Source organism: Halopseudomonas maritima, assembly GCF_021545785.1.
In the GTDB taxonomy this organism is placed as follows: domain Bacteria; phylum Pseudomonadota; class Gammaproteobacteria; order Pseudomonadales; family Pseudomonadaceae; genus Halopseudomonas; species Halopseudomonas maritima.
Genome location: NZ_CP079801.1, coordinates 3,465,153 through 3,478,022, shown reverse-complemented (window position 1 = coordinate 3,478,022; position 12,870 = coordinate 3,465,153). Strand labels below are relative to the sequence as shown.

At 60.2% G+C, this 12,870-nt stretch carries 10 protein-coding genes; 3 read left to right on the top strand and 7 right to left on the bottom strand.

Annotation, left to right across the window (positions count from 1 at the left end; translation table 11 throughout):
• Positions 1–2: 2 nt before the first annotated feature.
• Genes HV822_RS16085 through HV822_RS16075 form a run of 3 tightly spaced genes read right to left on the bottom strand, consistent with a single transcriptional unit; the run spans position 3 to position 3,327 of the window.
• Positions 3–782 (bottom strand): Na(+)-translocating NADH-quinone reductase subunit C, encoded by a 780-nt coding sequence (locus HV822_RS16085; RefSeq protein WP_238871238.1) that lies wholly within the window; start codon positions 780–782, stop codon positions 3–5.
• Positions 772–1,986, bottom strand: a complete 1,215-nt coding sequence (locus HV822_RS16080) for an NADH:ubiquinone reductase (Na(+)-transporting) subunit B (RefSeq protein WP_238871236.1) — start codon at positions 1,984–1,986, stop codon at positions 772–774. Before HV822_RS16080 ends, HV822_RS16085 begins: the two co-directional genes overlap by 11 nt.
• A gap of 3 nt (positions 1,987–1,989) precedes the next feature.
• A complete protein-coding gene (locus tag HV822_RS16075; protein ID WP_238871235.1) occupies positions 1,990–3,327 on the bottom strand; it encodes a Na(+)-translocating NADH-quinone reductase subunit A in 1,338 nt (445 codons plus the stop codon).
• A gap of 343 nt (positions 3,328–3,670) precedes the next feature.
• On the opposite strand from HV822_RS16075, the gene HV822_RS16070 reads away from it, so the two are divergent.
• Positions 3,671–4,183, top strand: coding sequence for a chalcone isomerase family protein (locus tag HV822_RS16070; protein ID WP_238871234.1), 513 nt, complete (start codon positions 3,671–3,673; stop codon positions 4,181–4,183).
• A 62-nt stretch (positions 4,184–4,245) separates the two neighbouring features.
• Here the strand turns inward: HV822_RS16070 and HV822_RS16065 are convergent, their stop codons facing one another.
• Positions 4,246–5,691, bottom strand: a complete 1,446-nt coding sequence (locus HV822_RS16065; protein ID WP_396265170.1) for a glyceraldehyde-3-phosphate dehydrogenase — start codon at positions 5,689–5,691, stop codon at positions 4,246–4,248.
• A gap of 177 nt (positions 5,692–5,868) precedes the next feature.
• Between HV822_RS16065 and mfd the strand changes: the two genes are divergently transcribed.
• Entirely contained in the window at positions 5,869–9,357 is a 3,489-nt protein-coding gene (gene mfd / locus HV822_RS16060) for a transcription-repair coupling factor (protein WP_238871230.1), read from the top strand.
• The gene (locus HV822_RS16055) at positions 9,354–9,920 is read left to right on the top strand and encodes a CsiV family protein (RefSeq protein ID WP_238871229.1); all 567 of its coding nucleotides are present in this window, start codon (positions 9,354–9,356) and stop codon (positions 9,918–9,920) included. Before mfd ends, HV822_RS16055 begins: the two co-directional genes overlap by 4 nt.
• Positions 9,921–9,937: 17 nt before the next feature.
• On the opposite strand, the gene HV822_RS16050 is transcribed toward HV822_RS16055, so the two are convergent.
• The 3 genes from HV822_RS16050 to nagZ are packed head-to-tail and all read right to left on the bottom strand — an operon-like array spanning position 9,938 to position 12,833.
• Positions 9,938–10,684 (bottom strand): S-methyl-5'-thioinosine phosphorylase, encoded by a 747-nt coding sequence (locus tag HV822_RS16050; RefSeq protein ID WP_238871227.1) that lies wholly within the window; start codon positions 10,682–10,684, stop codon positions 9,938–9,940.
• Positions 10,681–11,850, bottom strand: coding sequence for a mechanosensitive ion channel family protein (locus HV822_RS16045; protein WP_238871226.1), 1,170 nt, complete (start codon positions 11,848–11,850; stop codon positions 10,681–10,683). Before HV822_RS16045 ends, HV822_RS16050 begins: the two co-directional genes overlap by 4 nt.
• On the bottom strand, positions 11,847–12,833 hold the full coding sequence (nagZ, locus tag HV822_RS16040) for a beta-N-acetylhexosaminidase (RefSeq protein ID WP_238873630.1): 987 nt from the start codon (positions 12,831–12,833) through the stop codon (positions 11,847–11,849). The genes HV822_RS16045 and nagZ overlap by 4 nt, the downstream gene beginning before the upstream one ends.
• Positions 12,834–12,870: the final 37 nt, after the last annotated feature.

Here is a 12,870-nt window from a genome sequence, read left to right as displayed (position 1 = left end):
GATTATGCCTCCCCTGCACGAAGATGATCGAGGAACGGACCAAAGCCGTCCTCACCCAGCCAGAAACGCACCAGGCTCTCTACGCCGCGGCTGGTCAGTGTGGCACCGGCCAGGCCGTCAACCTGATGTTCAGCTTTGGGGCTATTCGGATCTACGCTGCCCTTGACGACGCTGATATCAACATCACCGGACTCGTCGTAAACGACCTTGCCCTGCCACTGCGCCTTCCAGTTCGGGTTGTCGACTTCACCGCCCAGACCAGGGGTTTCAGCGTGCTGATAGAAACCCAGACCAACCACAGTCTCCAGGTCGCTTTCCAGCGCCATAAAGCCGTAAAGGGTCGACCACAGGCCATAACCGTGAATCGGCAGAATCAGGGTTTTGATGCTGCCATCAGGGTTTTCTACCACGTAGACAGTCGAGTAGTCGGCACGGCGGCGGATGCTGGCAATGTCCTGCTCACCGGTGAGCTGCTGCGACATGTCCGGATCCTTGGAGGCCTTCTGCTGATCGAAGGTCAAGGGGTCCTGAGCATCGCTGAACTCACCAGTGCGCAGATCAACCAGACGCGGTGTGATCTGCTGGAACTGCTCTTGGATGCTGCGGCCTTCTTCGTACAGACCGGCAATCTGCAGGATATTACGCTGCTTGTCCTGCAGGCGGTTGGTGGTTTGCACCGGCTTCAGCGCCACGGCTGCGGCCGAGACCACCACCGAGCAAACCAGACAGACCAGCAGAGCGACTGTCAGCGTGCGGACAACGGATTCTTTCTTACTGGACATTGCGTGCAAGCCTCCGTTTGATGTTGGCCTGAACCACGAAGTGGTCGATGAGCGGAGAGAAGAGGTTGGCAAACAGAATTGCCAGCATCATGCCCTCAGGGAATGCTGGGTTAACGACACGAATCAGGATGACCATCAGACCGATCAGGGCACCGAAGATCCACTTACCGGTATTGGTCATGGAGGCCGACACCGGGTCAGTCGCCATAAAGATCATGCCGAAGGCAAAACCACCGATCACCATGTGCCAGTACCACGGCACACCGAACATGGGGTTGGTATCGGAGCCGATACCGTTGAACAGCAGGGTTGTGGCGATCATGCCGATCATCACGCCTGCCACGATGCGCCAGTTGGCAATCTTGGTCATCAGCAATACCGCACCACCGATGAAGATAGCCAGTGTAGACACCTCACCCATGGAGCCCTGCAGGTTGCCGTAGAAAGCATCCCACCAGGTGATACCGCTGGCGATGACCTGCTCAACACCACCGGAGGCAGCCATACTCAGCGCAGTCGCACCGGCAAAGCCGTCAACCGCTGTCCACACCGCGTCACCCGACATCTGCGCCGGATAGGCGAAGAACAGGAAGGCACGGCCGGTCAGCGCCGGGTTGAGGAAGTTCTTGCCGGTACCGCCGAAGACTTCCTTACCGATCACCACACCAAAGCTGATACCCAGAGCAACCTGCCACAGCGGAATGCTCGGCGGCACAATCAGGGCAAACAGGATGGAGGTAACAAAGAAACCCTCGTTGACCTCGTGCTTACGGATGGAGGCGAACAGCACTTCCCAGAAGCCACCGACCAGGAAGGTCACAGCGTAAACCGGGAGGAAGTACGCCGCCCCGTGGATCAGGTTATCCCACAGGCTTGCCGGATCAAAACCGGCAAACATCGCGATCAGCGCCAGACGCCAGTTGTCCTGGGATGCCAGCAGATCGGGGTTACCCGCGTAAATGCTGTTGGCCTGAAAACCGATGTTGTACATCCCGTAGAAAATCACCGGGAAGGTGCACAGCCAGACGGTAATCATCATGCGTTTGAGGTCGAGACCATCACGCACGTGGGCAGTGGTCTTGGTGACGCTACCCGGACGATAGAAGAATGTATCTACGGCTTCGTAGAGGGCATACCACTTTTCGTGCTTGCCGCCCTTTTCGAAGTTGTGCTCGATCTTGTCGAGGAATGAACGCAGGCCCATCTGTCAGCCCTCCTTCTCGATGCGAGTCAGGTTGTCCCGCAGAATCGGGCCGTACTCGTACTTGCCAGCGCAGACGTAGCTGCACAGCGCCAGGTCTTCTTCGTCCAGCTCCAGGGCGCCCAGCTTCTGCGCCATGTCGGTATCGCCCACCACCAGGTAACGCAGCAGTTGGGTCGGCAGGATATCCAGCGGCATGACCATCTCATAGTTGCCCACCGGTACCATGGCACGCGGACTGCCGTTGGTGCTGGTATCGAAGTCGAACAGGCGGGAGGGGTTCAGCTTGGAAACGAAGATATTCAGTACCGAGTGCTTCTTAACGCCGGCACGCAGGTAATGCAGCATCTGACGCTCGTTACCTTCTTTCAGGACCGACACCTGGGAATGGAAACGTCCCAGATAGGCAACCGGGCCACGGGCCACACGGCCGCCGAACACCGAACCGGAAATCAGGCGATTGTCGCCGCTTTTCAGCTCGCCAGCAGTCAGCTCGTCCAGCTGGGCACCCAGACGGGTTTTCAGCAGGCGGGGCTTTTCGACCTGCGGACCAGCCAGGGCAACATAGCGATCGGTCCAGATGCGGCCTTCGGTAAACAGCACGCCGAAGGCAATCACGTCTTGATAGTTGATCTGCCAGACGCTCTTGCTCTCACCAACCGGATCTAGGTGATGGATATGCGTACCGGCCAGACCAGCCGGGTGCGGGCCGGCAAAGCTCTCAGTGCTGACACCACTGACGCTTTCGCCCGGCAGGCTGACACCGTCGGCCTTGCACAGCCAGACCTTGGCCATACGCGCCAGCACCTTCAAACCGCTTTCAAATTCAGCGGCGTGCTGCTTGATGATCACAGCCGGGTCAGCCGCCAGCGGATTGGAGTCCATGGCAGTGACAAAAATCGAACTGGGTTTGGCGTCGACGGCGGGCGTCTTGCTGAACGGGCGGGTGCGCAGCGCGGTCCACAGACCGGAGGCAATCAGCTGGTCACGTACCTGCTGATCAGTCAACTGCTCAAGGGTGGCAGCACTGTGGGCGTCAAAGCTGACCGCATCATCACCATCGATATCGATGACAACCGACTGCAGCACGCGCTTATCACCACGATTGATGGCACTGATGGTGCCTGCCGCAGGCGCGGTAAACACAACTCCGGGTGTTTTCTTGTCGCTGAACAGAATCTGCCCCAGCTTGACCCGGTCTCCTTCACGCACCTCCATGGTCGGCTTCATACCGTGGTAATCGAAGCCAACAACAGCGACGCTGCGTACCGGACGGGCGTCCTCGATACGCTGCTCTGGAGAACCGGTGATCGGCAGATCCAAGCCCCGTTTGATTTTTATCATACGAATAGCCTAATCACTTGGTGGAATCTTTCAGGGCGGGCCGCTTACGCGAGCAAATGCATGCGCCGAGTACCACTTGACAGCAGGTGCAAACGATCAGGGCAAAGCAGCCTCAAACCCCAATAAAAAATCCCTGCAAGTATAAATAGCATGACTTTTCAATGCTACTCAGCCACTTGGTTTTTTCCTTTTTTTAATAACTTACATTGACGAAATCTATAAACAAGCCGGGTATTGGGCACCAAGCGGAAACACCCGGAAACACTGTATCTACCAGCAAGCAACAAAGAGGCCGGATAGCCCTCTAAGCTAAATACGAATCACCAGCAACCAGACCAAAGTCATGCACCCGATCATCCGCACCTTCCTTCTTGGCGCCCTACTCGTCAGCCCCATTATCCACAGTGCGGATAACGCGCTGACACTGCGCAACCAACACCTGTTTCGGTATCTGCTGATGGATATCTACACGGCAGAGCTGTACGCCCCAGCCCAGGCGCCCCTCGAACAATTACTGGCGAGCGATCAGGCAGCGCGACTGACCCTGCGCTATCACCGCAACATTGCCAGAAAAGACCTGATCAAAGCGGCGCAAACCACCCTACGACGCCAGCATGGCGAGAACGATTTGAGCCTTTGGCAGGCCGAACTGGACACCCTGCACAGCCGCTTTAGCGACATCAAGGATGGCGACAGCTACAGCCTTGAGCGCAGCGCAGAGGGCACGCTGACACTCCGCCACAATGGCACGCTCAGCTATCAGAGCGACACACCCGGGCTTGCGACCCTGTACCTGGGCATCTGGCTGGGCGAAGATGGCCTGTCCGACTCGCTACGCAGCGCCCTGCTCCAGTAGCACAGGCATAACAGACAACAAAAAAGGCGCCGAAGCGCCTTTTTTGCTCTAACCCGCGAAAATCAAGCCGGGAACGCCGGCGGATTAACGTGAGCCATATCTTCCAGGATACGAACAACCTGGCAGCTGTAACCAAACTCGTTGTCATACCACACGTAGAGGATGACGCGGTTGTCGTTGCAGATTGTCGCCTCGGCATCCACCACACCCGCGTGACGGGAACCTACGAAGTCAGTGGAAACCACTTCCTGCGAGTTGGTGAAATCGATCTGCTTGTGCAGGTCCGAGTGCAGCGCCATGTAGCGCAGGTAGTCGTTGACCTCGTCGCGATCGGTCGACTTTTCCAGGTTCAGGTTCAGGATCGCCATGGAAACGTTCGGCGTCGGAACGCGAATCGCGTTACCGCTCAGCTTGCCCGCCAGCTCCGGCAGCGCCTTGGCAACAGCCTTGGCAGCACCGGTCTCGGTGATAACCATGTTCAGCGCAGCGCTACGACCGCGACGATCGCCCTTGTGGAAGTTGTCGATCAGGTTCTGGTCGTTGGTGTACGAGTGCACAGTTTCAACGTGACCGTTAACGATACCGAACTTGTCATTGATAGCCTTGAGTACCGGCACGATGGCGTTGGTGGTACAGGAGGCAGCAGAAATGATCTTGTCTTCCGGCGTGATGACCGCGTGGTTGATGCCGTGCACCACGTTTTTCAGATCACCTTTGCCCGGTGCAGTCAGCACAACCTGAGCCGCGCCCTTGCACTGCAGGTGCTGAGACAGGCCAGCTTCGTCGCGCCACACGCCGGTGTTGTCGACAACGATGGCGTCTTCAATACCGTAGGCGGTGTAATCGATGCTGGTCGGATCGCTGGCGTAGATCACCTTGATCAGATTGCCGTTGGCGGTCAGGGTGTTGTTTTCTTCATCAATGGTGATGGTGCCCTGGAAGGAGCCGTGCACCGAGTCACGACGCAGCAGGCTGGCACGCTTGGCCAGATCATTGGCAGCGCCCTTGCGTACAACGATGGCACGCAGACGCAGACCGTCGCCGGCGCCGGACTTCTCGATCAGGATACGAGCCAGCAGGCGGCCGATACGACCAAAGCCGTACAGTACAACGTCACGCCCCTGACGACGCTCACCGGTCTTGCCGATAACACTGGCCAGCTCATCACGCAGAAACGCATTCAGATCGTCGCTGCCGCTGGAGCGGAATTTGTTGACCAGACGAGCCAAGTCGATGGAAGCCGGACCAAGATCCATCTCCAGCAGCGCCTTGAGGACCGGGAAGGTGTCGTGCACAGACAGCTCGGTATCATCGATCTGACGGGCGAAGCGGTGGGATTTCAGCAGACTGATGACCGAACGATTGACCAGGCCACGACCATAAATGGAGGTCACCACGTTATGTTCACGGTACAGACGGCCGATCAGAGGAATCATTGCCTCGGCGGTTGCTTCACGGTCCGTCCAGTTTTCCAGACACTGCTCAAATTGCGCTTGAGTCACGGCTATACCTTCCAAGTCTTGGTAACTAAAGGGCGCATATTATGCTTTCACTGGTCGTCATAGGCAATGATTCGCAGAAAAACCCAAGGATGCGGGCACAATCGTGGCGAGCGCGCTAAACTGCCTGCCTTTGTCAGCCGGCCGCTGGCCAGCGCCATTCTGAACCGATTCAAGAGCGATTACATGCCTGCATCACAGCCGCTGCTATCCCCGCCGTTGACGGCCTCTACCGGCAACCGCCTGTACTGGACCGGCCTGCAAGGGGCCGCGCGCGCACTGGCCATCGCCGAAGGGGCCGAACAGCATCAGGGCCTGAGCCTGGTCATTACGCCAGACAGCGCCTCAGCCGACAGCCTGGAGCAGGAGCTGAGGTTCTTTGCGCCCCAACTGCCGGTAATCAGCTTTCCCGACTGGGAGACGCTGCCCTACGACCGCTTCTCGCCACACCAGGACATTATCTCCCAGCGCCTGAAAACCCTGTTTCAACTGCCAACGATTGGCCAGGGCATCCTTGTGGTACCCATGACCACCGTCCTGCACCGCTTACCGCCGCGGGCATTTCTCGGCGGCTCGGTGCTCCTTATGGAAGTAGGCCAGCGGCTGGATATCGAGCAGATGCGCTTGAATCTGGACGCCGCCGGCTACCGCTGCGTCGATACCGTCTACGAGCATGGCGACTACGCCGTTCGCGGCGCTCTGCTGGATCTGTTTCCGATGGGCAGCAACCTGCCCTACCGCATCGACCTGTTCGATGAAGAAATCGAAACACTGCGCACCTTCGACCCCGAAAGCCAACGTTCAATCGACAAGGTAGAGCAGATTCACCTGCTGCCGGCCAAGGAGTTTCCGCTCGACAAGTCGGCCCTGACGGGGTTTCGTGCGCGCTTTCGCGAGCGCTTTGAGGTCGACCACCGGCGCTGCCCGCTGTATCAGGATCTGAGCGAAGGCCTGGTGCCACCCGGCATCGAGTACTACCTGCCGCTGTTCTTTGATGAGCTGGCCAGCCTCCTCGATTACCTGCCGGACAACACCCGTCTGTTTACCCTGCCCGGCATCGAGCAGAGCGCCGAGCATTTCTGGCAAGACGTGCGCACCCGCCACAGCGAACAGGGCGTGGACCCCACTCGCCCGCTGCTGCCTCCCGCCGAGCTGTTTCTGCCGGTCGAAGAGGTGTTTGCTCAGCTCAAGCGCCAGCCTCGCATCGTTTGCCACCAGGACCGCCCGGATGAGCCACAGGCCAACGTCTTTGACTGCCCGGCAGCGCCGGAGCTGGCCATCGATAACAAGCTGGAAAACCCGCTATCGGCACTGCAACGCTTTTTGCAACAACACCCGGGCCGCACCCTGTTTGTCGCTGAAACCGCCGGCCGCCGGGAAGCACTGACCGAACTGCTGGCACGCATTCAACTCAAGCCCACCGCCGTCGACAGCTGGCCCGAATTCACTGCCAGCAAAACGCCGGTAGCGATCACCATCGCCCCGCTGGACCAGGGCATGCAGATCAACAGCGCGGGCGTAGCGCTGATCGCCGAGAGCCAACTATTCGGTCAGCGTGTTATGCAGCGCCGGCGCCGGGGCAAGGCCACCGACCTTGGCGACGCGGTCATTCGCAACCTGACCGAGCTGCGCGAGGGCGCACCCGTGGTCCACATTGACCACGGCGTGGGCCGCTATCTGGGGCTGACCAACCTCACCGTGGAAGACCAGCAGGCCGAGTTTTTGGTGCTTGAATACGCGGACGAAGCCAAGCTGTACGTCCCGGTTGCCAACCTGCACCTGATTGCCCGCTACTCCGGTAGCGATGACGACAATGCACCGCTGCACCGACTGGGCTCAGACCAATGGCAAAGAGCCCGCCGCAAAGCCGCGGAGAAAGTCCGTGACGTGGCTGCGGAACTTCTCGATGTCTACGCCCGCCGCGCCGCACGCCAGGGCTTCAGCTTTGCCAACCCCGAGCAGGACTACCAGAGCTTCGCCGACGACTTCCCGTTCGAGGAAACCGCTGACCAGGCCGCCGCCATCGAGGCCGTATTCAGCGACATGACCAGCGCCCAGCCGATGGATCGCCTGGTCTGCGGCGATGTTGGCTTCGGCAAGACCGAAGTCGCCATGCGCGCTGCCTTCCTCGCGGTGCACAGCGGCAAGCAGGTGGCTGTGCTGGTGCCCACCACCCTGCTCGCCCAGCAGCACTACAACAGCTTCAAGGACCGCTTTGCCAACTGGCCGGTCCGCGTCGAAGTGATGTCACGCTTCAAGTCTGCCAAAGAGGTCAAAGCCGCCGCCGCCGAGCTGGCCGAGGGCAAGGTCGACATCATGATCGGCACCCACAAGCTGCTGCAGGGCGACGTGCAGTTTCAGGACCTGGGGCTGGTTATCATCGACGAAGAGCACCGCTTCGGCGTGCGCCAGAAAGAGGCGCTCAAGGCGCTACGCAGCGAAGTAGACGTGCTGACTCTCACGGCCACGCCTATTCCACGCACCCTGAACATGTCCTTCTCGGGCATGCGCGACCTGTCGATCATTGCCACCCCGCCGGCGCGCCGCCTGTCGGTCAAGACCTTTGTCATGGCGCAGCAAAAGCCGGTGGTCAAGGAAGCCATCCTGCGCGAGCTGCTGCGCGGCGGTCAGGTCTATTACCTGCACAACGAGGTAGAGACCATCGAGAAGTGCGCCGCCGACCTGGCCGAGCTGGTGCCAGAAGCCCGTATCGGCATCAGCCACGGCCAGATGCCGGAACGGGCGCTCGAGCAGGTGATGCGAGACTTCTACCACCGCCGCTTCAATATTCTGGTGACCAGCACGATCATCGAAACCGGTATCGATGTTCCCAGTGCCAACACCATCATCATCGAGCGCGCCGACAAGTTTGGTCTGGCACAGCTGCACCAATTGCGCGGCCGCGTCGGTCGCAGCCACCACCAGGCCTACGCCTACCTGCTGACTCCAGAGGGCCGCAAGGTCACCAGTGACGCGGAGAAACGGCTGGAAGCCATTGCCGCAGCGCAAGACCTGGGCGCCGGCTTTACCCTGGCGACCCACGATCTGGAGATTCGCGGCGCCGGCGAGCTGCTCGGCGAAGGCCAAAGTGGCCAGATTCAGGCCGTTGGCTTCACCCTTTACATGGAAATGCTCGAGCGCGCGGTCAAGGCTATCAAGCAGGGCAAACAACCCGAGCTAGAACAACCACTGGGCGGCGGCACCGACATCAACCTGCGTCTGCCGGCGCTAATCCCCGAGGACTACCTGCCGGATGTGCACGCGCGCCTGATTCTCTACAAACGCATCGCCAACGCAACCGACGACGAGGCACTGAAAGACCTGCAGGTAGAAATGATCGACCGTTTCGGCCTGCTACCCGAGCAGGTCAAGACGCTGTTCCGCATCACCGCACTCAAACTACACTGCGAACCGCTGGGTATCAGCAAGATCGACGTAGGCGCCGAACACGGCCGCATCGAGTTTGCCGCCGACACCAGCATCGACCCGATGATTCTGGTGCGCATGATTCAGGACAGCCCGCAACGCTACCGACTTGAAGGCGCCACGGTATTTCGCTTCAATGCCCCCATGGGCAATGCCGAATTGCGCCTGAACACCGTCGAGGCGCTAATCGAGCGCCTGACAGATACCCCGGCTAACACCACCCCACAAGGCAAAGGAAAACGCCCATGAAACAGTTGAGCAACGCGCTCGGCCTGCTACTGCTGAGCACCCTGCTCGCCGTCGCCCCACTGGCACAGGCAGAAGACTACCTGGTTGAGGTGGTCTTCTTCGGACAACCCTCGGCACCGCTGGTGCAGGGCACTCCGCCAGACCTGGATTGGGACGCCAACGCGATTGACCTGGCATCAACCGCCCGCCCCGACGTCCGCAGCATCGACAAGACCCGCTACCGCCTGGATGAGCAGGCGCGCAAACTGGAGCAGAGCGGATATCAAATCTACCTGCATCAGGCCTGGACTCAACCGCTGGACAACGAACTGGTGGTGGCCCTGCACCGCGGCCGGGCGGACAACGGCATCTATCCGGTTCAAGGGTTGGTGCGCCTGAGCCAGGACAACCTGACCGAGCTGCAAGTGGCTTTCTGGCGTAATCGCCCGACCGCCGAGCTGGGACTGCAAGCCGCCACGTCGGTGATCTCCGAGCAGTTGCACCAGACCCGTGCTTTGCGCGTGAACGAAGTGCATTACCTCGACCATCAAAGCCTCGGCATGCTGGTGACCATCAGCCGCTGAGCAATACCGCCGGCGGCTTAGCCTGCCGGCGCCACCACCTCGCGCAGTACAGCCCGCACCTGCTGCATGCCAGCCTTCACCACCGCCTCGATAGCGGCCATGGTGATCACCTCACTCGATTTGCCCGCCGCCGGATTGACCACCAGCGCCAGACAGGCGTAAGCCAGCCCAAGTTCCCTGGCCAGGGCCGCTTCCGGCATACCGGTCATGCCAACCAGGTCAGCGCCATCACGCTCCAGCCTGCGGATCTCCGCTGCCGTTTCCAATCGCGGCCCCTGAGTTGCTGCATACACGCCACCGTCACGACAATCGACCCCCTGAGCCGCAGCTGCCGCTAGCAGACGCGTTCGCAGTTCAGCGTCGTAGGGGTCGGCAAAGTCCACGTGCACCACCTCTTCCAGGCCGTCCTCGTAAAACGAGGAAGGTCGACCCCAGGTGTAATCGATCAGTTGATCGGGGACACAAAAGCGACCGGTAGGCAGATCAGCGTGGATACCACCGACCGCGTTGACCGCAACGATGCGACTAACGCCCGCCTCGCGCAGGGCCCACAGGTTGGCCCGGTAGTTCACCCGGTGCGGCGGGATGGTATGCGGGTGGCCGTGTCGCGCCAGAAAGCACACCGGCTGACCAGCCAACTCACCCTGCACCAGCGGCGCAGAGGTATCGCCCCAAGGCGTGTGCGGCCGGCTTTCGCCGGTCAAACGCAACCCTTGCAGCTGACTCAGGCCGGTACCGCCAATGACGCCCCACAACCCGCTCATGCCTCACTCTCCTGGCTGGCGCGACGATCAGCCTGCGGCGCACCCTGACTGGGCTCGTCGGCCTGCTGCGCGCGGCGCAGCTCGAGGGCATCCGGCAGGTGCAGGGTAGATGTCGGAAAGGCAACCTGTGCCTCGTGCCCTTCGATGATGCCAAGAATCTTCAACAGCACATCTTCCTTGACCCGGTGAAACTCCGCCCACACAGGCGTGGTAAAGCAATAGATAAAGAAGTCCACCGACGAGGGCGCACAACGATCAAAGAACACCATCAGCGTCTGGTCCTGATCGATGTCTTCGTGCCCCTGCAACATCTGCCGTACATCCGCAACGATCTGCTCCATACGGTCAATGTCCGCATAGCGGATGCCAATATGCTCGTAGATACGTCGATGGCTCATACGTGAAGGGTTTTCCACCACGATGTTGTTGAAAATCGCGTTGGGAATATACAGCGGACGCTTGTCAAAGGTGCGGATGCGGGTCAGCCGCCAGCCGATATGCTCAACGGTGCCTTCGATGTTGCGGTCCGGTGAACGCACCCAGTTACCGACCACAAAGGGTCGATCCAGATAGACCATCAGGCCGCCGAAGAAGTTGGCCAGCAGATCTTTGGCGGCAAAGCCCACCGCCAGACCACCAATCCCGCCAAACGCCAGCACACCGGAGATGCTGTAACCCAGTGATTGCAGTATCACCAGCACCGCGGTAATAACCACCGAGGCTCGCAGCAGCTTGCCTACGGCGCTGACTGTGGTCTGGTCGGCCGGCTTGGCGCGATAGCGCGGGTCCACCAGGCGCCGCTCAATCTGTCGCATCAAACGCAGCAGGAACCAGGCCAGCAGTACAATCAGCAATACCCGCTGAATCTGATCAAGCACCTGCTCCAGCGCCTGATCCATCTGCACGGCAGTGATGCGGGCAGCCCACATCAACCCCATACTCCAGATCATCACCCAGGCCGGACGCCGCGCCGCATCTACCAGCGCATCGTCCCAGATATTACGGGTGCGCTCGGCGCGGCGCTGTATATGATCGAGCACACGCTTGGCGATATAAGCCAGCACCAGGGCCGAAAACACCACGGCAAAGACCTGGTAAATCCAGTACTCACCAATCAACGGTAGCTGCTCTATCTGCTCTGGCAGCTGTTCCAGTAAGTCATTCAAACCAGCTCAAACTCCTTTAATACAGAGACCGCGGCGCGCCACTGTGGCGTAGCGCGGTAGTCAGACATAACAGGTTGACGCGCAAGCATGCGCGCAATGCGCTCAGGCGCCTGCAGCCCAATTCGCTGGGCGTGCACCAGACCCTCTTCAGCCGCGGCCCGATCGTTGCAGATCAGCAGCATGTCGCCGCCGGCAGCCTGAGCCGCATCTATACGCTCGGGGATGCCCCCCACGGCATGCGCGCCGGCCATGGTCAGATCATCACTGAAGATCACACCGTCAAAGCCCAGCTCCGCGCGCAAAATCTCCTGCAGCCAACGCGAGGAAAACCCGGCCGGCAAACTGTCGACCTGCGAGTAAACCACGTGGGCCGGCATGATGCCGTCCAGCTTGCCAGCGAGCCGAGCGAACGGCACCAGGTCGCTGCGCCGAATCTCATCAAGCGAGCGCTCGTCCACCGGCAACGCAAAGTGGGAGTCGGCCTCGGCCCAGCCGTGACCGGGAAAGTGTTTACCGGTTGCGGCCATGCCAGCACTGCGCAAGCCCTCAAGATAGGCTGTCGCCAGCCGCGTAACCCGCTCCGGATCACCGCCCAGCGAACGGTTGCCAATCACCTGGCTGCGGCCATGGTCCAAATCCAGCACCGGGGCAAAACTGATGTCGATGCCGCACGCCAGCATTTCGGTGGCCATTACCCAGGCCGCCGTACGCGCCACGGTGTCAGCATGCTCATCGGACACCGCCGCCACGTCCGCCAACGCCGGCAAACGCAACACATCACGGCGCAGGCGCTGTACCCGCCCCCCCTCCTGATCGATAGCAATCAGCATGTCCGGACGCTCAGCGCGGATGGCGCGCACCAGCTCACTGACCTGCTGCGGTGACTCGGTGTTGCGGGCAAACAGAATTAGGCCGGCCACCTCGGGTTGACGCAACAACTGCCGATCCTCCGCCTGCAGCCACAGGCCGGGCAGATCCAGCATCAATGCACCCTGTTTCAATGCGAACTCTCCTGACGAA

Bases quoted from the DNA above. Each gene is read 5' to 3' on its own strand.
- HV822_RS16085 (WP_238871238.1), bottom strand. From the start codon at position 782: ATGTCCAGTAAGAAAGAATCCGTTGTCCGCACGCTGACAGTCGCTCTG.
- HV822_RS16080 (WP_238871236.1), bottom strand. From the start codon at position 1,986: ATGGGCCTGCGTTCATTCCTCGACAAGATCGAGCACAACTTCGAAAAG.
- HV822_RS16075 (WP_238871235.1), bottom strand. From the start codon at position 3,327: ATGATAAAAATCAAACGGGGCTTGGATCTGCCGATCACCGGTTCTCCA.
- HV822_RS16070 (WP_238871234.1), top strand. From the start codon at position 3,671: ATGCACCCGATCATCCGCACCTTCCTTCTTGGCGCCCTACTCGTCAGC.
- mfd (WP_238871230.1), top strand. From the start codon at position 5,869: ATGCCTGCATCACAGCCGCTGCTATCCCCGCCGTTGACGGCCTCTACC.
- HV822_RS16055 (WP_238871229.1), top strand. From the start codon at position 9,354: ATGAAACAGTTGAGCAACGCGCTCGGCCTGCTACTGCTGAGCACCCTG.
- HV822_RS16050 (WP_238871227.1), bottom strand. From the start codon at position 10,684: ATGAGCGGGTTGTGGGGCGTCATTGGCGGTACCGGCCTGAGTCAGCTG.
- nagZ (WP_238873630.1), bottom strand. From the start codon at position 12,833: ATGCTGGATCTGCCCGGCCTGTGGCTGCAGGCGGAGGATCGGCAGTTG.